This is a genomic window from Saccharothrix hoggarensis (assembly GCF_042678885.1).
GTDB classification, from domain to species: domain Bacteria; phylum Actinomycetota; class Actinomycetes; order Mycobacteriales; family Pseudonocardiaceae; genus Actinosynnema; species Actinosynnema hoggarensis.
In genome coordinates this window covers 30,868-56,566 of record NZ_JBHTLK010000011.1, presented here as the reverse complement: position 1 = coordinate 56,566, position 25,699 = coordinate 30,868, and the positions used below count along the sequence as shown (strand labels likewise).

The following is a 25,699-nucleotide window of genomic DNA, read 5'->3' as shown; positions in this document are numbered from 1 at the left end:
CCTTCGCCGTCACGGGGTGTGGAGGCGGGCGGCGAGGCGGATCGCGTCGTGGGGCGCGGCGGCGTCGGTGTCGTTGTCGAAGTAGACGTAGACGTCGCGGTCGGTGGCCCAGCCGCGGATCTTGGCGGCCCACTCGTCCAGTTCCGCGTCCGAGTAGCTGCCGACGTACAGCGACTCGCTGCCGTGCAGCCGCACGTAGACGAAGTCGGCCGTGACGTCCTCCACGTACGTGAACGTGCCTGCCGAGTGGGAGACGACCAGCGCGATGTCGTGCGCCCGGAGGAGGTCGAAGAAGTCCGGGTCGAGGAAGGTCGGGTGGCGGACTTCCAGCGCGTGCCGGAGTGGGCGGTCGGCGTCGGTGGTCGTCCACGCCCGGTCCTCGGCCAGGCGCTCGTCGTGCCGCTCGGCGAGGTCGGCCGCGGCGGAGGTGGTGCGGGGGAGGAGGGCGAAGAACGTCTTCAGCCGTTCCGGGTTGTACGCCGTGCGGGGCGGCAGCTGCCACAGGAACGGGCCGAGCTTGTGCTCCAGCGCGAGCACGCCCGACGCGAAGAAGTTCGCCAACGGCGTCTCCACGTCGCGCAGCTGCTTCAGGTGGGTGATGAACCGGCCGCCCTTCACCGCGAACGTGAAGTCCGCCGGGGTCTGGGCGGCCCACGCCAGGTAGCTGGACGGCCGTTGCAGCGAGTAGAACGAGCCGTTCAGCTCCACCGAGCCCATCAGGCCCGAGATGTGCTCCAGCTCCCGCCGCTGCACCAGGCCCTTCGGGTAGAACGTGCCGCGCCACGCCCGGTAGACCCAGCCCGACGTGCCGATCCGGATTCTGCCCACGTCCCATTGACCTCCAGTCCACTTGATGTTGCAAGTTGGTGCCATGGACGACCACGTGATCGACGCCTACCTCGACCGCATCGGGGCCACCCGCTCCAGCACCCTCGCGGAGCTGCACAAGCGGCACCTGGCGGCGGTGCCGTTCGAGAACCTGAGCATCCACCTCGGCGAGACCGTCACGCTGGACGAGGACCTCCTGGTCGACAAGATCGTCAACCGCCGGCGTGGCGGGTTCTGCTACGAGCTCAACGGCGCGTTCGCGGCGCTGCTGCGCGCCCTGGGGCACGACGTGCGGCTGCTGTCCGCCAAGGTGTTCAACGACGGCGCCTACGGCCCGCCGTTCGACCACCTGGCGTTGCGGGTCGGCGACCTGCTCGTCGACGTCGGCTTCGGCCGGTTCAGCCTGCGGCCGCTCGACATCACCAGCCGGGACGTCCAGCACGACGCCGCCGGCGCGTTCCAGCTGGTCGACACGCCCGACGGCGACGTCGACGTGCTGTTCGACGGCGTGCCGCAGTACCGGTTCGAGACCCGGCCGCGGGAACTCGCCGAGTTCCGCGCCACCTGCTGGTACCAGCAGACGTGGCCCGAGTCGCCGTTCCGGCGCGGCACGACGTGCTCGCTGCCCACGCCGACCGGGCGGATCACCATCGCCGACCACAAGCTGATCACCACCGAGGGCGGGGAGAAGCACGTCGAGGAGCTGGACGACGACGCCCTGCTCGCCGCGTACGCCGAGCACTTCGGCATCGTGCTGGACCGCGTGCCGCGGCTCACGTGAGCAGCCGTTCGGCGAGGGCGAGGGCGTTGTGCGGGGCCGCGCCGTGCATCGTGTTGTCGAAGTACACGTACACGTCGCGGTCCACCGCCCACTCGCGGACCCGTGCGGCCCACCGGTTCAGCGCCAGGTCGGAGTACGCGCTGACGTACAGCTCGTGGTCGCCGTGCAGCCGGACGTAGACGAAGTCGGCGGTCACCTCGCACAGCTCGGGGAAGCGGCCCGCCGACTCGGCGACGACGAGCGAGACCCCGTGCCGTCCCAGGAGGTCGAGGAGGTCCGGGTCGTCCCACGTCTTGTGCCGCACCTCCAGCGCGTGCCGGACCGGCGGTCCCGGCAGCCGTTCCAGGAACGCGGCCAGCCGGTCCGGCCGCCACGGCAGCGTCGGCGGCAGCTGCCACAGGATCGGCCCGAGCTTCGCGCCGAGGTCGAGGACGCCGGAGGCGAAGAACTCGTCCACGTCGTCCCCGACGTCCCGTAATCGCTTGGTGTGGGTGATCTCGCGGTGTCCTTTGACGGCGAACACGAAGTCGTCGGGCGTGCGCTGGAACCACGACCGGTAGTCGGTCGGCTTGCGCAGCCCGTAGAACGAGCCGTTGATCTCCACCGTGTTCAGCCGTCGGGACAGGAAAGGCAACTCCAGTCGTTGCTGCAACCCGCGCGGGTAGAAATCGCCACGCCACTGGGGATACAGCCAGCCGGATGTACCGATTCTGATTTCACCCACGGTAGCGATGTTGCCCGCGTGAGTGACACCCGAAACATTCGGTCCGACTCGGGTCTAGAAACCCGCGCAGTCCAGGGCGCCGGTCACCACGCGGTCGACGCGCGCCTGTTGTGGGTCACGGGCCAGCGCCTCCGTGCACGGGCAGCGTTCCAGGTCGCTGCCGCACAGGTACACGCCGAGCACCCGCATGCTGCGCGCCGTCTGCCGCAACCGCGCCGCCCCGCGCAGCCGCACCTGCGCGTACACGGCCTTCGCCAGCTGGTACGGCACGCCGGGGCCGAGGTCGACGCACGCCTGGCTGTCCAGCTCCTCCGCGACGTGCGCGATGGGCCGGCACCCACAGGCCCGCGCCGACCGCACCAGCCGCTGGTCCAACTTCGCGACGAGCCGTCGGCCCACCTCGTCCCGCCAACCCCGGTCGGCGCGCAGGAAGGCCACCAGCTCCTCCACGCGCAGCGGGTCGGGGCGTGGACGGCGAGCGCGCGCTCTTCGTCGTTGCTGGCTCATGACACCAAGATCGGGTGTCTCACACCTTCGTGAGCACCCCTCACCCGGCTGCGTGGCGAAAGCACCCTCCCGCACTAACGCCCCACCGCACACAGCCACCACGACACCCGGCCATCAGCGCGTACGAACGTCAACGGAGGTGCTGCGGCTGCTTCCCGATGATCGAGTCACATCCGGTACGGCAACGGTCAGGTCGGTCGTCCGGGCAAGGCGCGACCGAGCTGGCCATGCGTCTCCGGGTCGGTCGAGTAGACGCACACGCCACGCATCCCTCGAGTTGTCGAGGCCGACCCCCGGCCTGCGACTCGCCGAAGGTCAGCGGGGCGAAGTTGCCGGGTAGATGTGCCGTTCGGCGTCCCTCTCCGTGTGGAAGTGGCCAACCAAGGCGTGATCGATACCGGCGGCGGCGATCTCCGACGCGGTGAACGGTGCGTGCAGCAGCTTGCCGGATTCCTGGAACGCCATACCCGCGCGCTCCGAACGTGGAAAAGTGCGAGGTTCACCCCGCGCGGGCAACGCGGAAATTTCCGACAAACCCGTCGGTGTTGGCAGGTGCACGGTAGGCGGCGCCCCATAGCGTGAGGCCGTCCGTCAATTCATGTGCTATGAAATGGTCTTCCATGAATACCTGCACGTTAGGCGTCCACGCGACCTGGTGGTAGAGGATCCTGGGTCCGTGCCAGTCGCGGTCGCCCGGGCGAGAAAGACGGGCATGTCGACGCTCTCGAACGCGTTCGCGCAAGAAATGCGCGCTATCAGGCGAGAACCGCTCGTGTTCGTACAAGTCACCGGCGCAGAGCAGGGCATCAGCCCCTCTCGGCTCGGGCGAGGGCGGTGGTACGCCGCAACGTCTCGCAATGCCAGCTGGCGTGACCGGGCCAGTGGCGGGCTGGCCGACCTGAAATACGTGTCGAGGTGGAGGTCGAAAAAGAGAAGAGGGCTCAAATTCACCTCGTGTGTGCGCGTCACGAGGACATATAGAACAGTTGCGCCCGGCCGTTACACCGGCAGCGCGGCAATGCCGGACCCGGAGCCCTATCGTGATTTTCCGGGAGTGACCACGAAGCGGTTCGGCTCGGCCAACACCATCGCCGCGCCGTCCAGGTCGGCGAGTCGCGCGGCCAGCGTCGCGCTCGCGAGCGTGTGCGGGAGTGCCTCGCTGAACTTGAGGCCCTGCAGCGCCCGCTCGTCGACGTCCGGCAGGCACAGCCGCTCAATGGCGTCGGCCAGAGCCGCTCGCCACATCTCCACGGTCACGTCCGCGCGCAGCCGAATAGACGTGTCGTCCACGCGTTGCTTTGCGTCGGTGAGTTCGGACAGCGTCGCGGCGAGTGTGGCGTTGGCTCGGTAGCCAGCCCAGGTCCACCAGCGGACATCGATGCCGTCACGAGCGACGACCGTCCCACCGGGATGTACAACGTGGCTCGCGTCCTCGCGTTCCTCAGCCAGGGCACGTTGAGCCCGCTGGGTCATCTTCACAGGTGGGTCGTTGCCCAGCAGGACATCTCGGACGGCGCGACTCAGCTCCAGCGAGGCGCCAGACAGCCCTGGGGTGTGCCAGTGCGCCTTGCCTCCGCCGGTCGCCTCCTCCACGAAGCAGCGGCGGCGTTTCCAGTCGATCCAGCCGACCTTCCAGCTTCGCCCACCCAGCAGCAGCAGACGAGGGCCCTCAACCTTCTCGGTCAGCAAGGCGGGGTCGGTGCGCCCGATCTCCCGACGCCCGTGCAGGACGGTGAACTGCGGCGGCGCGGTGAAGACCGCCGTCATGTCCATGAAGTGCCTGCGCCCGAAGCGCTGTTCCGCGGCAGGGCCGATGAACAGCATGTCGCCGTCCCGGTCGAGGAAGCCGTTGTCCACGAGGTGCCGCAGTATCGGCTCGGCGCTGCGGTCGAACGGCGCCAGACCGTTCCAGCCCTCCACCCACAGCCGATCGCCGATGCGGTTCTCCTGCAGTGCCAGTGCCAACACCTGCTGCGCGACGATGTGCCGAGGCTGGGGCGGCGCGGTGACCGGCTCGACGAAACCCCTGCTCCACAGCAGGAGTAGTCCCGCCGTCCAGGGCACTTGGTTTCGCCTGATGGCGAGGAACAGGCAGTTGCGCACCGTCCCGGCCCGGCGACCGGTCCGGCCGAGCCGTTGCAGGAATGACGCCACCGAACCGGGCGCGTTGATTTGGATGACCCGGTCCAGGTCACCCACGTCGATACCCAGCTCCAACGTGCTGGTGGACACGATCACGCAGTCGCGGGCTTCGGCGAAGGCCAGTTCTGCTTGCCGCCGCTCGTCCACGGAGAGGGACGCGTGGGAGAGGAACGTGGTGACTCCGCGGCTGCGCAGCGCCTCGCCCAGTTCCTCCACCAGCCGCCGCGAGTCGCAGAACACCAGCCGCTTCTCGCCCCGGTGGAGGGAGGAGATCACCGTGGCCGCGTTGGACACCGAGCCCACGTAATCCAGTTCGATCTCACCCACCGAGGCCGGGTTCACCGCGGCATCGGTGACGCCCGGAGCGATCACCCTGGCCGGGCGCTCGCCGCGACCGGAGCCCTGCAACCAGTTCAGCAGGTCGTGCGGGTTGCCGACCGTCGCGGACAGACCGACCCGCTGGATTCGCCGCCCGACCACGCGCGTCAGGCGCTCCAGGACGGCGAGCAGGTGCCAGCCCCGGTCATCGCCGGCGAAGGCGTGCACCTCGTCGACCACCACCGTGCGGAGACCGGCGAAGAACGTGCCGTGCTCCACCTTGACGCTGACGAGCATCGCCTCCAAGGACTCCGGCGTGGTCAGCAGGACGTCCGGAGGGTCGCGGAGGATCTTCTGCCGGGTGGACTGGCTGGTGTCGCCGTGCCACAGGCCAACCCGCCGCCCCAGCCACGCGGCATAAGCTTCCAGCCGCGGGTGGAGGTTGTTCAGCAGGGCTTTGAGCGGGCACACGTAGATGACCGACACCCCGGTCCACTTGTGCTGCTCCATCGCGCTGAGCAGCGGGAAGCACGCGGCCTCCGTCTTGCCCCCGGCAGTGGGGGCCAGCAGCACGGCGTCGTCGCCGTCCACCAGAGGTCTCACGGCCTCGGCTTGCAACGGCCGCAACGAACTCCACCCGAGCGTGTTCACGATGTGGTGCACAAGCACCGGGTGCAGGCCGTCGAGGCCGGTGGTCACGGCAGGTCCAGCTCGACGTCGTCGGCGGAGCGCGCCGCCGCGTTCCGCTCGACTTCCGTCAGTTCGGACTGCGTCAGGGTGAGGGCGTAGTGCTTGCGCGGGTCGAAGTCGTCGTGCTCGTCCACGCGGTCCAGCACGTCGGCGACCAGCTTGCGCAGGAAGATCCGCGGTGCCACGCCCACCTGGCCGCCCAGGCCACCGGTGACCGCGTCGGCGAGCTGGGCGATGTAGGAGTTATCCACCACGGATGACACCCGGCCGGGGTCGCGAGCGACCTCCGCGTACAGGTCGCGCACCACTCGTCCCAGCGCGCCCAGCTTGACCAGGTCGAAGCCCGGCAGCCGGAGCTGCACGGCCCGAGGCGAGTCGAACCGGGGCTCGGTGGTGAAGTCCGTGGCGAGGCGCTGCGCCAACGGAGGCAGCCGCTGCACGCCCTGCTGGCCGTCGAAGAACGCGGGCGTCCCCGTGATCACCAGGAACAGTCCGGGGAAGCGGCCCGCGTCGATCTCGTCCAGCAGTTGCCGCAGGGCGTTGAGCCCCTTCTCCCGCACGTCGCCGCGCACCCGTTGCAGCGTCTCGATCTCGTCCAGCACCAGTAGCAGTCCGGGGTGCCCGCTGTCCCGCAACACGGTCAGCAACCCTTGCAGGAAGCCCAGCGCGCCGAAGTGGTCGAGGTCACCGCGCACGTTGGCCGCGCGCCGCGCCGACGCGGCGACCGACTTCTGCCCGCCCAACCACGCCAGCAGCGCTTCCGCCGTAGCGGCGTCGCCGCCGACGCGAGCCTGCCGGTAGCCGCGCAGAGCGGCGGCGAAGGCGGGTGTCGTTCGCGCCACCTCGGCGAGTCGCTGCTCCAACAGCACGTCCACTGCCGCAGACAACGCCTGCTCGTCGTCCTCGGCCACCTCGCCGCCGTCGAGGACTTCCTCCTCCAACGTGTAGAACCACGAGTCGACCACCGGTCCGAGGGCGCTCGGCCGGTGCGTCGCGGTGCTGAGCCGCTCCGTCAGCCGCCGGTACACGGTTTCCAGCCGGTGCAGGGGCGTCTCGGCCTCGGAGATCTGCACCTCGGTGGCTGCAAGCCCGGCGCGCTTGGCGCGTTCGGCGAGCCAGCGCGCGAAGAACGTCTTGCCCGAGCCGTACTCGCCGCGCACGGCGTGAAACGCCGCACCGCCCTTGGCGACGGTGGCGATGTCGTCGTCCATCGCCACCACGAACCGCTCCAGGCCCACGGCGAACAGGTCCAGCCCGGCTTGGGGCACGGTGCCGCGCCGCAGGGCGGCGATCACCTCCCGGCGGCGGGCCTGGCTGATCATCGACGTCATGGCTTCCTCACCCCGAACTGCTCGCGCAAGAGGTCGACGTCGAGCTTCAACGTCCGCCCGCCGTCGATCGGGGTCAGCACCGGGTAGCCCTCGACGTTGAGCAGGCGTTGCAGGATGCTCACCAGGAACTCGGGGCTGCGACCGGCCCGCCCGGCAGCGGCTGCGACGGCGACGACCGATCGAGTGCCGCCACCCTCTACCAGCACGTCGATCACGGCCGCCATCTGGGGCTTCTGGATGCCCTTGGGCACGAACTCCTTCTGCGCCTCGTAGACCTTCGTGTCCACGACCTGGGCGCCCAGCGACGTGCTGGGTGCCGCGAACAGCGGTTCGGGCGCAGGCGCGGCCGGAGCCTTGGACGTCTTCCGACGCGGTTGCGGGGCAGGTGCCACAGCCTCGGTCCGACGACCCCACCACTGCGGCGTGACGTCTTCCGGCGACAGCATCCGCCATCCCGAAGGCAGTGCTTGATCCGCGGCAGGCAGCAGCACCAGCACCGGAACGGTCATCTCGGCCAGGGCCGCTCCGCCGTGGTACCCGGCTCGGCGTTGCAGGTAGCGGATGTCCTCCCGCCACGGGACGACCACCCGCCCACCGCCCGCGAGCACGCGCGGCCCGGCCAGTTCGACCTCACCGTCCTCCGCCGTCCCGAGCCGCCAGCGCACCGACTCGACACCGGCCGCCCCGGTCGGAGTACGGCCGTCGGTGGACCGGTCGAGCACGTGCCCGTGATCGGACACGAGGACCACCGGTCGCCCGTAGGCCCGTGCGGCGTCGAGGAGTTCCCGCAGGTAGGTCACGTCCTCCAAGCGCCAGCCGGTGCGGTTGCCCTCACGGCCGTGGTCGAGCGCGTCGTCGATGGTGTTGAGCACGACGGCGACCACATCGTCCCCGGCCAGCGCAGTCACCAGCGGTTCCGACAGCCGCTGTCCGGCGTGCCCGCCGATCTCGCTCTTGTGGAACAGCGCCGCCTGGCGGTGGCGCCGACGCCAGAACGCGGCGAACCCGTCGCGCTCGACACCCTGCGCACCCGCCGTGGGCGATCCCGTGAGGAGGGCGGCCCGGCTGACGGTGGTCACGGACGGGATCGCCGCGACCGCCCCGAGGCGCCCGCCGTGTTCCAGCGACGCCTCGTGCCAGCCCCGCTCGGCGAGCTGCTCACCGAGTTCGACCGCGACCGCGCTGCTCATCCCGTCCAGCACGAGCACCAGCGGCGCGTGCTCCTTGGCCAGCGGCGCGACGACACGCTCCAGCACGTCCTCGACCAACAAGCATCCGGCCGGGTTGAGCGTGGACGCGGTCGTGGTCCACGCCGCCAGCCGCCGCGCGAACGCCTCGTCCAACCGGTCCCGCCGTTCTCGAACCGCGTCGTGGACCTTCCGGTACGCCTGCCCCAGCACAGGGTCGTGGACCTCGTCGCCTGCCCACAGCACGGCGAGCGCCCGGTCCACCCAGCCCCACTCGCCGAGGTGGGCACGGATCGCGCCGGCGACGGAGTCGACCTGCGGCTCGGGCTGCCCGAGCCAGCGGACCAGCCGAACGGCCATCGACGCGGTGGACGTCTGCGCGGGGAACAGTTTCGCCAGCGCGTGCGCCTCCACGTCCCGCAGCGCCTTCTCGGCGGCGTCGTCGCGGTGTCGGGACAAGGCGGTCCCCAACGCCCGCAAGCGTGAGCGGAAGCCACTGCGCAGGTAGCGGTTCCCGGCGAGCGCCTCGGTCAGCTCCGCGGACTCGGCCAGCTCGTCGGCCCGCGTCACGACGTCCAGCACCCGCCGCCGCGCGGCTTCACCACCGGCCTGGACCTCGGTGAGCCAGCGGTCCAGCGTGCCCGCGACCGCGTCGACGAACGCGGGCAGCTGGTTGCCCTTCGGCCGCACGCCCAGCAGCCCGCCGAAAGCGACGGCGATCTCACCGGCCACACCCCTGCTGGTGGCGACCGAGCCGAGGATCCCCAACGCCATCGCGTCGTCCGCGCGTCCCGCCGAGGCGAGGTCCATCAACACCGCGGCGGCGTCGCCGACGTTCTCCTCCAGCCAGGACACCAGGCCCTTGCGCTCCGCCTCCGGCAACGTGGCGAATCCGGCGGCAGCGGGCGTGCGGGACCAGGCGAGCAGGGCGGCGGCGTCGATGCCGCCTTCGGTCAGCTCGGCGCCGCCCAGCCGTGCGCCGATCAGCGCCCGCACGGCGGCGTCCCTGGTCAGCACCGTCCCCGAACGACGCCAGCCGCCGGTGGGCTCGGCTTCGAGCAACGCGTCCACCAGCCACGGCTCGCGGCGGATGCGCGGGTCCACGTCCTTCGCGCCGAACCGCTGCTTGATGATCTCCGCCCGGTCCACCGTCTGCGTGGCCTTGCCGACGGCGTGGGCACGCAGGTCCCAGCCGAGCTGCCGGTCGTCCACCACGGTGGTCACCACCAGCACGTCCTCACCGCCGGTCGACTGGTGGGCCTGCCACGCTTCCACGATGCCGAGCACCGACGGCTGGTCGGTGACGGTGATCCGCCTGGGCTTGCCGCCGATGGTCATCTTGAACTCGGTCGGCGACGGCCCGTCGAAGCGGCCGTGCACGAGCAGCAGCCGCCGGTCGCGCGGATCGGGGAGGTGGGCCTCCAGCAGCGTCTCCACGATCCGCCGGTTCACCTGGGGGGCAACGGCCATCAGGACCCGCTCTCCGGTTCGACGACGCGCAGCGTGATCTCGATCTCCGCGCCGGGGTGCTGCCGGGCGTAGTCGGCGACCTCGCGCCGCATCTCCTCGACCAGCCTGACCAGCTCGGCCTCCACCGCGGTGGACGCGACCCGGCGCGTGGTCCGTGACGCGCGCGGACCGGGCGGAGGAGTGGGAGGCACGGGTTCGGACACGACCGGCCCGGACCCACTGGTGTCGCCGGAGCCCGACACAGGTGGGGTGCCGGTGTCCGTGAGGCTGATGCCACCAGCGCCACCGGCCGGTGGCGTCGGGTTCGGAGCCGGTGGGACGGGCGGCGGCGCAGGCGTGTTTCGCGCCGCCTCCTTCATCACCGCGACGGCCCGCGACTGGACCGACCCCAGCACCGGCACCAGGTCCCGGACGAGCTGGTCGGCCTCGGCGGCCTGCCGCACGTCGTCCACCAGGCGCGACGCCATCTCTCCCGCGCTGTCCGGACGCCCGGCGAACTCGCGCGCGGAGGCCAGCAGCGACCAGTCCACGCCGTCCAACGCGGCCAACACCTCAGGTGCCGAGGTCAGAGCGCGGCCCATCACCTGGTCGGTCGCCTCGTAGTTCACACCCGCCAGGGCGCGCAGGAACTTCGTCGGCTCCTGCTCGCCGGACAGGTCGGCCAGCACCTCCTCCGCGTCCCGCGCCGTCTTCGCACGTCCCTGCGCGGGGTCGACGCCCAGTTCCGCCGCGTGCTTCCGCAGCGACTTGTGCACGCCACCAACGGCGGACTCCAGCTCGACGACCTTCTCCCGCACCATGTCCGCCAGCTTGGTCACGTTGCGGGCGAACCGCGCGTCCGGCACGTGCACGCCGAACAGCGCGCCCGCCTTCTCCCTCGCCGCCGCGAACTCGTCGGGCGTCGGCAGCTCCTGCGCCCGCAGGCTGAAGCCGGGGCCGATGCGCTCCAGCTCCGGCGGGTCGGTCGGGCCGCCGTTGTAGAGCCAGGCGCGGTCGGACAGCAACGCGTAGGTGGCGATGATCAGGTTCGCGACCGGCTTATCCAGTCCCGTCCAGCCCATCGCGGCGATCCAGGAGCGGATCTTCTCCACGTCGAAGTCACCGGTCACGCCCTCGCGGGCGGCGTGCTGCTCGATCCGCTTGCGCCACTCCGTGGACAGGTTCAGCGGCCCGTCGCTGACCTCGCCCAGCTCCAGCGGGTGCGCGATCTTCCGGACCAGCGGGAGGTCCTTGCGGTCCACCACGACGCGCTGGTTGCCGCCCTCCTGTGCTGCGGTGACCCACTTCAGCACGGTCCGCAGCTCGCCCGTGGTCACCGGCTTGCGGCTGCGGGTCACGTCGAAGTCCGGGTGCTTCGGGTACAGCACGTCGAAGGCGCTGTCGGCCAACGCCAGGAGGTTGTACTCGAAGGCCGCGCCGCCGTGCAGGCGCGGCTTGTGCGACGGCAGCAGGGACAGCACGTGCCCGTCCTCGCCGACCTCCGCGCCGATGGTGCCCTCGTCACCGCCGGAGATGCCGTAGAGCTGCTGCAGTGCTGCCCTGAGCTGCGTGGTGAGGTTGTCCTTCTGCGCCTGCAACTGGTGTCGCACGCGAATCCGGTCGTCGGTGGACAGGTTCGCCGCGTGGTCGTCCAGGCGGTCCCGCTCCAACAAGTAGTTGATCTTCAGTAAACGGCCGAGCTGCCCGGACTTCTGGCTGGACAGGAAGTGCGGCAACCACACCACGGTGGCCGCTTCGGTGCCCTCGCGCTTGAGCTTCTGCACCCGCCGCGCGTCGTCCACCGGCGGTGCGCCTGCCGCGTCGAACGGGTAGTCGAGCACGAACCGCACCCGGCCGTCGACGCTCGGCGTGAACTGGACGTCGGGCAGGTCGGAGTGGTCGCGCACGTTGCCGAACACGAACTCCGCGACCCGCCGTGTGCCCCGCCAGACGACCTCGCGCTCTGACACGAACTCCTGCGAGTCCTTGACCCCGAGCGCCTGCCACAGCTGGTCCTTGATCCACACCCGCCTGGCGCCGAGGCTGTCCTGCTCGCCGACCTTCTCCAGCAGCGGCTCGATGTCGAGGTCGGACAGGTGCAGGCTGAACACCGGGTCCTCGTCGCCCTCGGAGCGCAGCTCGCCGAACTCCGCCTGCAACGCCCGCAGCCGCTGCACCACGACTGACGCGGGCGTGCCCACCCGGGACCGGATCGACCCGTGGTTCAGCGCGGCCAGCCGTGCGCCGGTCAGCCGGGTCAACGCCGACACGGCGGGTGCGAGCGAGGCCAGCAGCAGCGTCTTGACCAGCCGGTCGTCCTGCACGAACCGGGCGTCACCCTCGCTGCCGTACTTCTCCAGCAGGTGCGCGCGGACCTTCGAGTGGAAGCGGTGGGCAGCGTCCGCCTCGCGCTTGAGCTTGTCGGTGAACGCCTCGCCGGTGCCGTCGGACAGCACGTCCCACAGGTCGCCGAGCGGGATCAGCTCGCCCAGCTTCATGTCCGCGCGACGGCGGCGCAGCATCTCCTGCAGCAACTTCAGACCCGTGCGCTCCCTCTGCAACGCGCCCGACAGCGTCACCAGCACGTTGAGCAGCGCGGGGGAGAGCGGGTAGACGTCGCGGAACTCGGCCCACGTCGCACCGGTCACGCCACCCGAGTCCAGCAGCACGTCCCGCGACAGCGCGTTGGCCGACTCGATCGTCGCGAACGCCTCGTCCAACGCCGTCCGCGCTTGCGGCGATGTCGGCTTGAGGACGCGTTCCTTGATGATCGCCGGGAGGTTGCGGTCCTCCAGTTCCACCACGTCGAACCGACCGGCGAGGTAGTTGACCTGCGCTTCGAGGTTCTTCATCTCCGCGCCGGTGACGTCCTCGCCGACCAGCTTCGACAGGTCGCGCTGGCGGGAGATGAACGACACGATCGGCAGCACCCGGTCCGCGTCGCCGGACTCGATCAGCTTCACCAGCTTGCTGACCTGGTTGTTGACGAACCTCTGGTCCTTCATGTTCGCCTGCAACCACAGGATCATCTCGTCCAGGAACAGGATGAGCCCGTCGTAGCCCAGGTCGCGCGCGTGCCGGCTGATCACCGCCAGCCCGTTCTCCAGCGGGATGAACGCCTGCTGATCACCGCTCGCGCCACGCGTGTAGGAGGACATTGGGCCCGACAGCAGCGCCGACTCCAGCGCGCTGCGCAGCGTGTCGCCCTGCGGCGCGGCGAACGCCTGGTCCAGCTTCGCGGTCGTCCAGGTCGACACGGAGTCGATGGGGTCCAGGTCGTCCTCGTCGCCGGACTCCTGCGGCGTGCCGCTCTCCAACCACTGCGCGAACTTGCCGTCATCGGCTAGGAACTCCCGCTGCCGCCGTGCGTCGGCCAGCATCGCGTCCGACCGGTACACCGCGGGCGTCGGCTTGTCCGGGTGTAGCTTCCGCGTGGTAGCCACGTACCCGCCGAGGATGGCCGAGTCGATGTCGGCGGCGCCCACCAGGTGGTAGGGCACCATCAGGAACTTCTTGCCGCCCAACCAGTCGTCGTTCTCGGCGATCACCGGCTGGAGGCCGGTCTTCTGGCGTACGGACGGCTCGTTGTGGAGCACGGCGTGCAGCACGGTCAGGAAGTGGCTCTTACCGGAGCCGAACGACCCGTGCAGGTAGGCGGCGTGGGAGTTCCCGTCGCGCACCGCGGCCCGCACCACCGAGAGGGCCTTGCGGAACGCCGCCTGGAGCTGGTCGGTCACCACGTACTCGGAGACCCGGGCGTCCGTCTCGGTGAACCCACCGGACAGCTCGACCTTGAAGTCGCCCGCGTGCACCGACTCGGGGATGTGGATGACGTCCCGCAGGTACATCTCTGCCGTGCTCACAGCTGATCAGTCCTTCTTCGCCGCGCGTCGTCCCCGCGTGGGCGCGGCCGGTCGCCACGCGCGCAGGTCGTCTTCGGTGAGCTGGTGCTTGGCCCGTTGCTCGGTCAGGTAGGCGTCGTACTCGTCCGCCGGGACGCCGCCCCACTCATCGTCGTACTCACCGTGCCACTGCTTGACCCAGGGCAGCACTTCGAGCAGGCCGGCGAGCAGCGGGGTGAGCCGTTCGGCGGACCAGCCGGACTGCTCGGTGCGGTCGTTGACCGTGTTGACCAGCGCTTGGGCCTGGTCCTTGTGGTCCCAGCCGGCCCAGCCGAGCAGGAGCGTCGGGTCCGCGTCAGGGCTCGCGTCCGGGTAGGAGATGAAGCGCTCCTTGGGGACGTCGAGCTTGCCGCGCTGGGACCAGTAGCTGGTCTTGCGGAAGTCGCCGCTGCCGTACTTCGGGGGCACCGGGATGTCCAGGCGCTTGCCGGTGCGGTCCTCTTCGCGCTGCAGCTCCCAGACCTCCTCCCACTGCTCGCGCTTGCGCAGACCGGAGTCCTTGTAGCGGAGGGCGGCGAGGTAGGGGACGTGCTGGTCGGCGATGACCTGTTCGAGGATCTGGGCCAGGGTGAGGTCGCGCTTTTTCAGGTGGTCGGTCGCGTAGAGCTGGGCGACGGAGTTCATGTCGGCGTCGTCGCGGAACTGGTCGGCGAGCTGGCTGATGGTAAGCGTGCGAGGGTGCTTCATGCCATCGCGCAGGGCGAACCAAAGTTCGGGCTTCTCGCAGCGGTCCAGCAGCCAGTTGCACAAGGCTTCAGCTTCCCGCCTTTCCCATGGCTCCGTCGTCCAACGGCGTTTGTATTCCGGCCGTTCGATCAAGGCAATATCGCGCCGCCCGGCAATCGTATCGATACGCGCTTGCACAATCTCCTTGTACCATTGTGGCCAACGGTCCGGAATCTCAAGGGTCGGTGTAGAGCCGTGTCTCGTGAACCAGGTGGTCTCTACCTCGCCGGCCACTGCCTTACGTGCGAGCACGATCTCAAAAGCCCGCTCGCCAAGATTGATCTCCGGAATCGACTTCAAATCGCTTGCCGTGAGCTTCGAGGTGTCGCGATTATCGAGTAGGTTGAAAGACCCGTAGACCTTCCAGTCCAACTCCTCCTGCAGGGCAATCATTAGATTTCGGATACGCCCATGCTCTATCCGGGCGGAATCGAGAAGATGGCGTGTTGGAGTTAGTGAAGACGCGACGGCAGACGGCTCCTGTTCGGCAAGCTGCTGAGCTAGGTGGTCCAAACGTTGACCCAGGTCGAGTGGCAACTGCCCTGGTAGCGGAAATTCTCGAAGTTTAGTTCCAGTAAATTCGAATGTGTTCTTCCACGCTTCGCTGCCCATTGTGGCATAGCCGGCGTCCACCCTGGCTCCGCCGCCTTCGCCTTTGTTGTGACTGACCTGCTTTAGCCAAAAACATGCCGTCGACGAGTTGAGTAGCCCTAGCAGTTCGAGATGTTCGTTTTCGCTCGCTTCATCTGGCAATTTGATTATTGGTGCAGACTGCTTGAATATCTTGCCTCCGCGGTCCAGTGTGAAGTGGTTGTGGGTCGTAACGAACGAGAAGGCGATGGAATATGGATTTGAGTAGCGACTGGCAAAGAACATTGAATACTCGAACCATTCGAGTCCTCGCTGAAGCTGAGTGCTCCCATACGCGACTCGATTTCGCAGGATTGTTCTATGTGGCCAGAGGAGTACTTCGACCGGTGCGGATCTGCACGGCGAAAGCGTGATTGGATCATAAGGCCACAATGACATGACTGGCTCAGTGATCAAATAATCCCTGATCACCTCGCCTTCTACGATGGCTCGTTGGTGACTTGCATCGACGTTCGCCCTTCGAAGAGCCCCTTCGCCAAGCATGTAGGCGTTATCTTCGCGAGTAACGGCACCGAACCCGATCTCCGAAACTCGACTGGAGAGCTTCTGGGGCGCTGCAAGAGAGAGAGCTTCCGATAGCTCGCTTGCTCCGCCTCCGCTAATGCTCCAGGGGTGTTGTGTGAAACGGTGCGAGTCGAGATCGGCGACCGAAATCCAGGGGGACTCACTTCCAGGCTTTGTGACTTGCGTGATAATGGCCGACCAAACTGCACCGTGAGCTGGATTTTGTGGTGAAGAAGGTTCACCTTGAATTCCCAGTACGGAGCGCACCCGATCAGAACTGCGGTAGGGCTGGTTGCGGCCAACGAGAATGACTGTGGGCGTCCCGTGACCGGGAATGTATGCGCCTGAACTGTCGATTACATGCGTGAGCCGAACGCTCGGCAAGAAGTGCTCAATGAGTCGTTTGCCGAACTCACGTTTCATGAAAGAGTTTGCGGTAATTTGGCCAACGTAACCAGAGTTGCGCTCGGGATCATGTGCTCGGACCGCCAAGTTGAACAGTCGCTGGGCGAACGGCACCGAGAGTGCGTATGCTCCGGAGCAGGCGTCGTAGCCGCGTCGGTAATTCTCGTTCTCTTGTTTGTCTTTTGGGGTAATGTAGGGCGGATTGCCGACTACCACATGGTAACTGGACTTACCGAGCAGGTCGACTGAATGGTAATCGGTGACATTTTCTGTGCGATACGTGTACGCCTCAGTCGGTTCAAACAGGTTTCCCTGAACGCCTGGTGCGCCGCGGCCGTGGAGCAGTGAGTCTCCAACGGCGACGTTGATGGGAAAAGTTGACGCCCTGTTAAGCGGAGGTTTACCGGCTGCACGCAAGGCTGCGATGAGTAGACGGAAACGCGCGATCGACGCGGCGAACGGATTCTTATCGCAACCGTGCACCGAGTCCAGCGCCAAGGAGATCAGCTTCCAGTTGTCGGACGCAGGTTCAGTGGCACGCCATTTTGCGAGCAACCGGTGGAAGATGCCCAGTAGGAAGTGGCCAGACCCGCAAGCGGGGTCGATGGTGCGTAGACCTCTGAGGCCGAATTCCTCGACTGCTGGCTCCAGTGTCAGCTCAAGGATGAACTCCTCCACGAACTCCGGGGTCTGCAATAGTGCGTACGTCTTGCGCGCGTGCTCCGACAGGTCCTGGTAGAGATCGCCGAGGAAGCGGGTGTCCCAGTCGTCGTCGGTGAAGTCGTAGCGGATCTCGCCATCGTCGCCGCGTCGTCGCCAGAAGATCAGCAGCGCTGTGGCTTGCTCGAACGACGGCGTGATCTCCCACAGCGGGTTGTACCGCTTGTCGAACAGACCTTCGACGGTCTTGTGCGACGACGCCAGGTAGTCAAACGCTGCGACGATCCAGTCACGGTCGTTCTTTTCCGGGTGTTCTTTGAAGAACGCCTCGTGCCGCTCGACCGCGTCGGCCAGCCGATCGCCCGGCCCGGCGATGAACGGCCACTCGATCAGGCCGTTGTCCTCGCAGAACCGCACGAACACCGTGCCCAGCACCCACGCCACCGCGACCTGCGTGACACGCTCGTCCCGCCACGCCCCATACGTCGCCGCAGTGCGCTCAGCCTTGCGCGCCTCGTCGTACTCCGTCTTCAGCGCACTGGCGAAAGGCTCCTCGTCACTGCGCTCCCGCAGGTCGTCCTCCAGCGCAGCGACCTGCTTGCGCAGGTCCTTCACCAGCTCGGCGTGGTCAAACCCGCGAGTCGTCAAAGCTGCGTTCTCCTCCACAGACACACCCACCAACACTCAGGCCGCGCTACCGGCGTCGCCGCGCAACGCGGCCAGGAAGTTCTTCGACAGGGCCACCCGCTCCGAGGCGTCCAGCACCTCGACCGTCCGACCGTCCAACTGCACCGACTCGCGCTCCGACTCACCGGGGCACAGCAGCCAGAAACCGCGCGGCGCGTCGGCCGGTCTGCGCGCGGCGTTCTGCACGCGCGTCAGCACCTCGTGCCCACCTTCGGTGAAGTACCGGGCCAGCAGCCCCGCGTCGTGCACGAACAGCACATCACCAGCCAACGACGGATCGAGCAGCCGTTCCTCGACGCGGGTCCACGCGGCCCGCACGTACGAGGCCAGCCCACGAGGCATCTCACCGGACTCGGTGAACCGGGCGTCGACACCGAGCACCTTGCGCCAGTCCTGCCCGCGCTCGGTGACCAGCGCCCGGAACTCGGTCAGGAACGTCTGGTTCAGGTCGATCCGCCGCACCGGGTGGAGTCGGGCCAGAGCGTCGGCGGTGCCGGGCAACTGAGCACCGCGCAGCGTCAGCGCCAGGAACCCTCCGCGCTCGAACGCGGTCGCCAGCTTGCCCGCGATCACCGCATGGGGATCGCGGGCGCCGACAGGCAGCGCGTGGGCGCTGATCGACGTGCCGGTGGATGATGCCGCGCGCGGGTGCTCGGGCTGCGGTGGCCGGAAGCGGCGTCCAGCCAAATCCCACTCCAACGGGACACCGGCCTCGCGCAGGGCCTCCTCCATGCGCACGTGTGTCGGCTCCGAGCGCCACTCCAGCTCCGGGAACCGCGCGCGGACCCGCTGGCACAGCTCTTCGACCGTGATGCCCGGATCACGTCGCACGCCCGCGCCGGCCTGGGAAATCCGCAGCGCCCGCGCCAGGTCGAGGTCCCTCGGGTACAGCTCCAGACGCGGCGAGTCGGCCGCCCGCTGCGACACGGCCGCCGCCAGCTCCACCAGGCGCGTGTCCGCCAGCGGAGCCAAACCCTCCGGCGCGGCAACGGCGCGCAGCTCGCGCAGCACGACCCCCCGACCCGGCAGCGGGTCCTGCCCGACCAGGTCGTCGGCGCACTTGCCGAGCGCCACCGCGTAGTCGGCCAGCTCGATGGCGCTGGGGTCGCTCTGCCCGGCCAGGGACTCGCAGGCGATCAGCACCCGCGTCCCGCGCCGCAGGACCAGCAGGCGAGGGCTGGCGTCCGGGTCGTCCGAGTGCAGCCCGGTCCACTCCTCGGCGTCCACCGCCGCCCGCACCACGGCGAGTGCCTTCGCCAGCGTCCGCTCAGGCGTGTCGTGTGCCGCGCCGTGCCGGACGCGCACCGCCTTCGCCAGTTCCCGCGCCGTCATCACCCGACCGGCGTCGGTGACGAGCTGCACCAGCTCGTCACGCAGTTCCGCCACCCACGGCTGCTCCACCCACTGCTCGATGGCCGCCCGGTAGTGCCGGGACACCGTCGGCTGAGCGAGGCCGACAACGCGGGCGACCTCGGACTGCTTCGCCCACAGCTCGGGCGCACCGCTCTCGTCGGGCAGCCCCAGCATCAGCCGGAGCACCTGCTCCTGCTTGGTGGCCTTGCCGGGAGAACGGGGAGCCAGCCGGTCCGCCATGTCGTCCACGCCGAGCTGGACCGCGGTCTCGCTCTCCTCCCGTTCGACGGGAGCGGGTTCGGCCGCGCTGCGCAGCCTGGCGGTCCACTGCTTGTGGCGGCGGTTCAGCTCCTTGCGGATCACCCGGCCGGCACCGCGGGCCTTGGCGATCTCGTAGAGCGGCACGTTGAGCAGCTCGCCGACCGTCGTCGCCCTGAACCCCTGCGCGACCGACACCGCGCGCGGCGACAACCCGGCCGCGTCGAGCGGGGTGTCGAGGCCGGCGGCCTCGGCGGCTTTCTCGCGGGCACTTTCCACGGTGGTCGCGTCGAGGCCGACAGTCGCGGGCGTGGTGGCGGGACTCGCCGCGTCGGCCTGGGCGAACACCGCGCGCCAGGCGTCCTCCATCTGCCGCAGGGTGTCGAACCGCCGGTCGACGTCCCGGTGGAAGGCGCGCAGGAAGAACTCGGTGAGGCCGTCCTGAAGGGCAAGCTCGAAGGAAGCCGTCGCGAGCGTCGGCGTCTCGTCGGACGCGGTGCGCGGGTCGGTCAGGCCGTCACCCCACACCGGTTTCTCACCCGACGCCATCTCGTGCAGCGTCACGGCCGCCGCGTAGCGCTCGGCGTGGTCGTCGAAGACCGGCCGGCGCGGCGTGTCGAGGAACGGGTCGAGGTAACCCCGCGTGCCCGCCTTGACGTCCCGCTCGGACACGCCGTGCAGCGAGAAGTCGAACAGCATGAGCTGCCACGACCTGTCCTCGCGCCGGTAGAGGGCGAGGTTGTCGGGCTTGATGTCGCGGTGCCGTACACCCTTCGCAGCGAGCTGGTCGAGCGCCGTGAACAGGTCTTTCCCGAACCGCTCCAGCTCGTGATAGGTCAGCCGGCCCTCGGCGCGCAGGCGGGCGCCCAGCGTGCGATCGCCTGCGAAATCCAGGTCGAGCACGGTACGGCCGCCGAGCACGCGCGGACCGTCCAGCAGCTTCACCACGACACCGCCGCCGACCAGGTGCAGGGCGTCGGCCTCGGCGCGCAGCCGATCGGCCTTGTCCTCGTCCAACGCGACCTTGAACACCCGGCGCGTGACCGTCTCGGTGCCGTCGTCGTCCTCGTCGGTGCGGCGCACCAGCAGCGCGCGGGCCGTCGCGCCGGTCCCCAACACCCGCTCGACCACCCACGGGCCGTCGACCGGCTGCCCGGGGGTCGCGTCGAGCGGGTCCACCTCGGCGGTGTGGGTCTCGGGCACGGCCGAGTCGCGCTCGACCCCGTCCAGCGCGTCGAGGAACGCCTCCGCCGAGTCGAGCCGGTCGGCCACGTCCGCCTGGGTCGCGCGGAAGACCAACGAGTCCAGTGCCTCGGACACGCTGTCGCTCACTGCGTACGGGTGCAGGCCGCGTTCGCGGGCCAGCCGGTCCACCAGGCCGCTGCGCTGCGTTGCGGGCGGCTGGCCGGTGACGATCAGGTAGGTCAGCGCGCCCACGCCGAACACGTCCAGGTCGACCGGGTCGGAGTACGGCTGGTCGAACTCGGGCGCGAGGTAGACGCCGGCCGCGTCAGGCAGGTGGCTGCCCGGCATCGACGTCATGATCGAGGACATGCCGGTCGTGTCGAAGTCCCGCGCCGCGCTCTGCCAGTCGATCACCCGCAGCACGGGGGAGGAGCCGTCCTCCTTCGCCGACACGTACACCGACCGGGCGGCCAGCGCCCGGTGGTAGAGCGAGCGGCTGTGCGCGTAGCGCAGGGCCTCGCCGAGCTGGCGCACCATGTCGAGGCGGGCCTCGGGGGTGAGCCGGTCCTCGTGCAGCGCGAGGTAGGAGTCGAGCCGCAGGTCCGTCCCGCGGTGCGCGAACCGGATCGCCGGGCCGCCCTGGTGCTCGCGGATCTCCATCGCTTGGGCGATGCCGCGGTGGGCGATGCCCTGCAACACCTGGTACTCACGCCGAGCGGCCCGCTCGACAGACTGGCGCTGGTCGTCGGTCGCCTGCGCCTGGGTCAGGTAGATGCGGACCCGGCCCTCCTCGCGGACCGGCTGCTCGCGTCGGGCGAGGCGGTCCTCCCAGGTCGGGCCTGCGTCGAGGACGTCGGTGGTCAGCTTCCAGTCGTCACCGAACCGCAGGTGGGCGGTCGAGACCCTGATGCCGATCTTGTCCAGCAACTTGGGCAGCACGTGCCGGGAGAACTCGGGCGTGATCCGCTGTGCCTCGCGCTGCGGCGGCGTGGCCAGCAGGTCGCGCCAGATCCAGGGCAGACCCTGCGAGGCATCGTCACGGCCGTAGACGCGGACGCGCTGCACGTCATCCAGGCCCGACACCAGACCGGGGGCCGACAGGAACACGGCCGGTTCCACGCGCGGCACCCGCTGGCTGATCTTCAGTTCCTTGGCCGCCCACTCCAGGCGGGACTTCAGCTCCTTGGACTTCAGGTCCGTCAGGTGCAGCGGGTTGCGCAGCGTCCGGGGACGGGTGCGGCCCTCCTCGAAGAAGCTCCACGTGTCGCCGTTGTTGACCACCCGGCCGGGGTGCGCTTTGAGTTCGACCAGGTAGAGGCCGCCGGGCACCGCGATCAGCAGGTCGCACTCGTTGATCCGGCCCGACGCGGCGGTGAACGAGAACGTCGCCCACGCGCGGTAGGGCTCGGCGTTCGGCATCAGGCGCTTGACGGCATCGAGGCCGTCCTGCTCCCACGGGTAGGGCGAGGTGCGCTCCTGGAACCACCGCTGCACCGCCGGCGGAGGACCCGGCTTCGGCGTCGTGGGCCGTTCCGCTGAAGGCAAGGTCTTCCCCCCGAGCTGTCGCGCTGTGCTGAGGTCGCGATGCTACTGGCGACCGCCGGCGTACCCCACTCGGAGCAGCCACCTGTGCGTCGCGGCGAGGGCTCTCCGCGTTACGGCAGGCGGCAGGCAGTTCGGGAAGGCAAACCGAATGATGTTCGCTTCACCGGAATGCGGAGAAGAGGGTGGTCAGGCGGCGGCAACCACCCTTTTCTCGCGATCAGTCGGCCTTGACGGTCCTCAGGAACGACCGAAACGCCCCCGAGCCGATCAGGAGTCGACCGCCCTCGGGGTTCTTCGAATCGCGAAGGCCGACCACGGTCGTTCGCACTGCGACTTCGACGCAATTGGCGTCATTGCCACTGTAGCTGCTCTTCCGCCACGCAATCGGGGTCACTCGCGTGCCACCTCACCCTCCGTCGAGGTCGTGAGCGATGGACGTCATCAACCGGACGGAACCGTCCTCGTCCAGCGCCACGTCCGTCAGCTTCTCCACCGTCAGCCTATAGAGGGCGACGCGGGCCGGGTCATCCAAGAACAGGCCGGTGGTGCGGTCCTCGACGAAGACCACCGGCTTGTCATTGGCGAAGTCGAGGATCACGAACTGGCCCAGCAAGCCGGCGTGGCCGACGACGCTCGACGGGATGACGCGGATCGTGACGTTCGACCGGTCGGTCAGGTCGGCCAGGTGTCGGAGCTGGCGAGCCATGACCTTCGGCCCGCCAATCGGCAGGCGCAGCGCCGCCTCGGTCAGGATGAGGTTCAGCTCCGGCGGCCTGCGGCGGGCCAGGATGGCTTGGCGGGCCATGCGGCGGCCCACCCGCACCTCGATGCTCGGCTCCTCTTCATCCACCTGGATGGCCGAGATGACGGCGTAGGCGTACTCCGGCGTCTGGGCGAGACCGGGGATGAGCATCAGCTCAAAATCGGTGATGACCGTCGCCCTGGTCTCGAAGTTCAGGTAGGTGCGGCTCTGCACGGTCGGGTTGCTGGCCTCGACCAGGCCGGAGCCGTCGCCGCCGCGCGCTTGGTCGAGCAGTCGGTTGCGCTCCGGGCCGATCACGCCGATGACGGCCAAGATCGCGGACACCTCCTCGGGGGTGGGCTCCCGCTTGCCGTTCTCCAGTCGGCTGATCGTGCTGGCCGAGACGCCGAGCCCGTCACCGACGTCTTGCAGCGTGAGCTTCGCTTTCGTGCGAAGTCGTTCGAGCTCGAATCCGATTCCCCTGGTGGTGACACCGGACTTCGTTGTTGCCACGATGATCTCCTTGCGATGTGTGCAAGCATCGAAGCAGAAAACCATGTCTGAGCTGCGAAAAGTCACTCGATCGAGCTATTTGCAGTCCTTGCCGTCGCGATGGTGGCACTGCAATCCTCGAGCCCATGAATATCGTTGAAGAAGATCGAGTGCTGCGGCGGCATCTGGCGGCCGTGCTGGTCGGCGTGCTCTACAACTCCGACCGGAAGTCGTTGCAGATGGCGCGGGCGGAGACGCACCGGTTGGTCGGCGCGGTGACCACCTGCCTGGGCACGCACCCGCTCGACAAGGCGGGCCGGTGCGGCGTGTGCGAGTCGTCGGAGTGCGCGCTGCGCAGTGATCTCCGGCTCGCGCTGATGCCGTTCGACGGCGTCGCGGAGGAAAGCATCCTCGACGTTGCCGGTATCGAGCGGAAGAAGTGATGACGCCGGAGAAGCCCGTCGAGGACATGACGATGGCGGAACCCCTGACCAACCAGGTCGATCAGGGGTCCGTCGAGTCCGATCAGCCGGTGAGGCTCAACAACTCCGGCACCGCGCGGGGAACTGTCGTCCCAGCGCCGGTTGAGCGCCCGCTGAACCCCAGCCGTGTCAGTCGACGCTGGTCACGGGGAAGATTAGGCGTTCACCCTCCCAACGATTGACCCCGGGGTCCGTGAGGGCCGCGACCGGGCGGCTGTCGCCGCGCTCGCGGTCGAGGACCTTGCGCCACTCCGGCAGGGTGCCGGTGACCACGAACGGACCGATCGGAACTTCGAGCAACTCGTCCTGCACCCGGACCGGAGCGCTCTCGCCCGCGATGGTCAGGTCGCCGTCCACCCCGGCCTCGGCGGCGGCGACCACGTCCTCCAGGTCGGCGGCGGACATCGTCCCCGACCACGTGCCGCTGTTCGTGCGTGCCCGCGCGAACAGGACGTCGTCACCGGTCGTGTTGTCGTACCACTCGAACTCGAGGACGGCCCCGGACAACGGATCGGTCGACTTGGAGGCCGGTGACAGCCATGCCGGCCTGAACCTCTCCAGCAGGCCGGTCATCGCGTCCGCCAGCAGGCGTCGCCGCTCGCTCAGGAACGACCGGTAGCGGTCCGCGTCACGCAGGTCCTCGTCCAGGGGGATGAGGTGCGCGGTCAGCTCCTGGTCACCCAGCGTCGGGAAGTAGTCGCGCGGCGACCTGTGGCTGATCTTCCGGTTGGCCTTGCCAGAGATGAAGGCGAGGTTGGCCAGGTCGTTGATCTCGCCCTTGCTGTACTTCTCGGGGTGGTTCTTCAGCGTGGCCTGCGGGTGGATGTGGTGGTACTCCAGCGACTGGCTCCCCTCGGCCGCCGCCGAGATGCCGATGCCGCCCCACCAGTCCTTGGCCCCGGCTTCCTTGGCGACCAGGAAGCTCAGGAAGAAGTACGGGCTGCCGACGGTCCGCCCCGCGAGGTCGTCCGGTCCGATCGACACGCCCCCGGTGACGCCCAGGTTGTCCAGCAGGTGGCGCACCGGGTCGTCCGTGCGGGCCGCGGGGATGTCCTGCCCGAGCCGGGTGTCGGTCGACCCGCTGTACCGGTTGCGGATCGTGGCGGCCAGGAACCAGTAGAGGATGGCGTCGGCCGTGCCGCTGTCCAGGTGCTCGTCTTCTCGCTCACCGAGCAGGACGATCAGCGGCAGCAGGACGACCATCGACGGCAGCAGCTTGCTGTGCGATGCGCCGAGGTTGTTCTGCAGCAGGGAGACGAGGTGGCAGAGCCCTCGCCGCACCGTGGCCCAGCCGCGGTCGAGTTCGTCGTCGGTCGCCGAGACCAGGCGTGCGTGCGACCAGGCGGACAGGCCACGTCCCAGCACCGCGCCGGTGAGGGCCCTGGTGAGGAACGTGACGTCGATGTCGCCGTACCCGCGGTCTGCCCAGTGCTTCGCCTCGTCCTCCAACTTCTGGAGCACACCCGGCCACCGTGCCGAGAGGGTCGCGAGCGCCAGGTCCGAGGTCTTGAGCGACCGGCCACCGCTGTTCACGCGTACGAAGATCTGCGTGACCTCGTCGTAGGGGAAGTCGCGCAGGACCTCCATGTGGAACTTGTGACCCGGGACGGCGGCGAGCTTCTGCAGCCGCTTGCTTATCTCGCCCGGCGGGATGTCGGGATTGCGCTCGTGCAGTTCACCGACGAGCTGGTACTGATCCGCCTCGGGCTTGAGCACGTCGTAGACCTTGATCCACCGGGGATCCTTGGCCGTCGCCGCGCTCTGGTTCTGGAACTTCTCGGTCTCGACGTTGAAGACGATAACGGCCTGCGGGTGGTCGGTGAGCACCCGGTGCAGCGACGTCACGCGCTGTTGACCGTCCAGGAGGTAGAGCGGCACGACAGCGGACTTGCCCGCCGGACCGCTGATCGCCGCTTCCCTGGTCTGCGGCACCTCGTCGGTCTGCCAGAAGAGCAGCGACCCCGACGGATAGCCGCGGTAGAGCGACTCGACAAGCTTGGCGACCTGGGTCGGCTTCCACACGTAGCCGCGTTGGATCTCCGGCAGCCTGATCTCGCCTTGTTCGATCTGGCTGACGAGAGTTCTGACCTCGCGTTCGGTCTTGTCAACAGGCATCCAAGCGGCTCCCGCCGTAGGGGTTCGGTGCTGGG

General features: G+C 68.8%; 15 protein-coding genes. 2 read left to right on the top strand and 13 right to left on the bottom strand.

Annotated elements, in window-relative coordinates:
• Nucleotides 1-9: 9 nt before the first annotated feature.
• Nucleotides 10-873, bottom strand: a complete 864-nt coding sequence (locus ACFQ3T_RS04395) for a DUF72 domain-containing protein (RefSeq protein ID WP_380720013.1) — start codon at nucleotides 871-873, stop codon at nucleotides 10-12.
• On the opposite strand from ACFQ3T_RS04395, the gene ACFQ3T_RS04390 reads away from it, so the two are divergent.
• A complete protein-coding gene (locus tag ACFQ3T_RS04390) occupies nucleotides 872-1,609 on the top strand; it encodes an arylamine N-acetyltransferase family protein (protein ID WP_380720011.1) in 738 nt (245 codons plus the stop codon). The two genes, ACFQ3T_RS04395 and ACFQ3T_RS04390, sit on opposite strands and share 2 nt — an antisense overlap.
• On the opposite strand, the gene ACFQ3T_RS04385 is transcribed toward ACFQ3T_RS04390, so the two are convergent.
• From ACFQ3T_RS04385 to ACFQ3T_RS04335, 11 genes are all read right to left on the bottom strand, one after another.
• The gene (locus ACFQ3T_RS04385; RefSeq protein WP_380720041.1) at nucleotides 1,602-2,342 is read right to left on the bottom strand and encodes a DUF72 domain-containing protein; all 741 of its coding nucleotides are present in this window, start codon (nucleotides 2,340-2,342) and stop codon (nucleotides 1,602-1,604) included. The genes ACFQ3T_RS04390 and ACFQ3T_RS04385 overlap by 8 nt on opposite strands.
• A 45-nt stretch (nucleotides 2,343-2,387) precedes the next feature.
• Nucleotides 2,388-2,840, bottom strand: a complete 453-nt coding sequence (locus tag ACFQ3T_RS04380; protein ID WP_380720008.1) for a hypothetical protein — start codon at nucleotides 2,838-2,840, stop codon at nucleotides 2,388-2,390.
• A 315-nt stretch (nucleotides 2,841-3,155) separates the two neighbouring features.
• Complete coding sequence (locus tag ACFQ3T_RS04375) at nucleotides 3,156-3,305, bottom strand: hypothetical protein (protein ID WP_380720006.1); 150 nt, start codon at nucleotides 3,303-3,305, stop codon at nucleotides 3,156-3,158.
• Nucleotides 3,306-3,875: 570 nt separating this feature from the next.
• On the bottom strand, nucleotides 3,876-5,999 hold the full coding sequence (locus ACFQ3T_RS04370; RefSeq protein ID WP_380720004.1) for a DEAD/DEAH box helicase: 2,124 nt from the start codon (nucleotides 5,997-5,999) through the stop codon (nucleotides 3,876-3,878).
• Nucleotides 5,996-7,321 (bottom strand): BREX system ATP-binding protein BrxD, encoded by a 1,326-nt coding sequence (brxD, locus tag ACFQ3T_RS04365; protein WP_380720001.1) that lies wholly within the window; start codon nucleotides 7,319-7,321, stop codon nucleotides 5,996-5,998. Before brxD ends, ACFQ3T_RS04370 begins: the two co-directional genes overlap by 4 nt.
• On the bottom strand, nucleotides 7,318-9,978 hold the full coding sequence (gene pglZ, locus ACFQ3T_RS04360; RefSeq protein WP_380719999.1) for a BREX-2 system phosphatase PglZ: 2,661 nt from the start codon (nucleotides 9,976-9,978) through the stop codon (nucleotides 7,318-7,320). Before pglZ ends, brxD begins: the two co-directional genes overlap by 4 nt.
• Nucleotides 9,978-13,820, bottom strand: coding sequence for a PglY protein (locus tag ACFQ3T_RS04355; RefSeq protein ID WP_380719997.1), 3,843 nt, complete (start codon nucleotides 13,818-13,820; stop codon nucleotides 9,978-9,980). The genes pglZ and ACFQ3T_RS04355 overlap by 1 nt, the downstream gene beginning before the upstream one ends.
• Nucleotides 13,821-13,826: 6 nt before the next feature.
• Complete coding sequence (pglX, locus tag ACFQ3T_RS04350; protein WP_380719995.1) at nucleotides 13,827-17,471, bottom strand: BREX-2 system adenine-specific DNA-methyltransferase PglX; 3,645 nt, start codon at nucleotides 17,469-17,471, stop codon at nucleotides 13,827-13,829.
• A gap of 18 nt (nucleotides 17,472-17,489) precedes the next feature.
• Complete coding sequence (gene pglW, locus ACFQ3T_RS04345; RefSeq protein ID WP_380719993.1) at nucleotides 17,490-21,782, bottom strand: BREX system serine/threonine kinase PglW; 4,293 nt, start codon at nucleotides 21,780-21,782, stop codon at nucleotides 17,490-17,492.
• Between the two features lie 268 nt (nucleotides 21,783-22,050).
• Entirely contained in the window at nucleotides 22,051-22,227 is a 177-nt protein-coding gene (locus tag ACFQ3T_RS04340; protein ID WP_380719991.1) for a DUF397 domain-containing protein, read from the bottom strand.
• A gap of 12 nt (nucleotides 22,228-22,239) precedes the next feature.
• Nucleotides 22,240-23,154 carry a helix-turn-helix domain-containing protein gene (locus ACFQ3T_RS04335; protein ID WP_380719989.1) on the bottom strand — a complete coding sequence of 305 codons (915 nt, stop codon included), beginning with the start codon at nucleotides 23,152-23,154 and terminating at the stop codon, nucleotides 22,240-22,242.
• 59 nt (nucleotides 23,155-23,213) lie between these two features.
• Between ACFQ3T_RS04335 and ACFQ3T_RS04330 the strand changes: the two genes are divergently transcribed.
• Entirely contained in the window at nucleotides 23,214-23,510 is a 297-nt protein-coding gene (locus tag ACFQ3T_RS04330) for a hypothetical protein (protein ID WP_380719987.1), read from the top strand.
• 168 nt (nucleotides 23,511-23,678) lie between these two features.
• Here the strand turns inward: ACFQ3T_RS04330 and ACFQ3T_RS04325 are convergent, their stop codons facing one another.
• Nucleotides 23,679-25,664, bottom strand: coding sequence for a GmrSD restriction endonuclease domain-containing protein (locus ACFQ3T_RS04325; RefSeq protein ID WP_380719985.1), 1,986 nt, complete (start codon nucleotides 25,662-25,664; stop codon nucleotides 23,679-23,681).
• Between the last annotated feature and the right edge of the window lie 35 nt (nucleotides 25,665-25,699).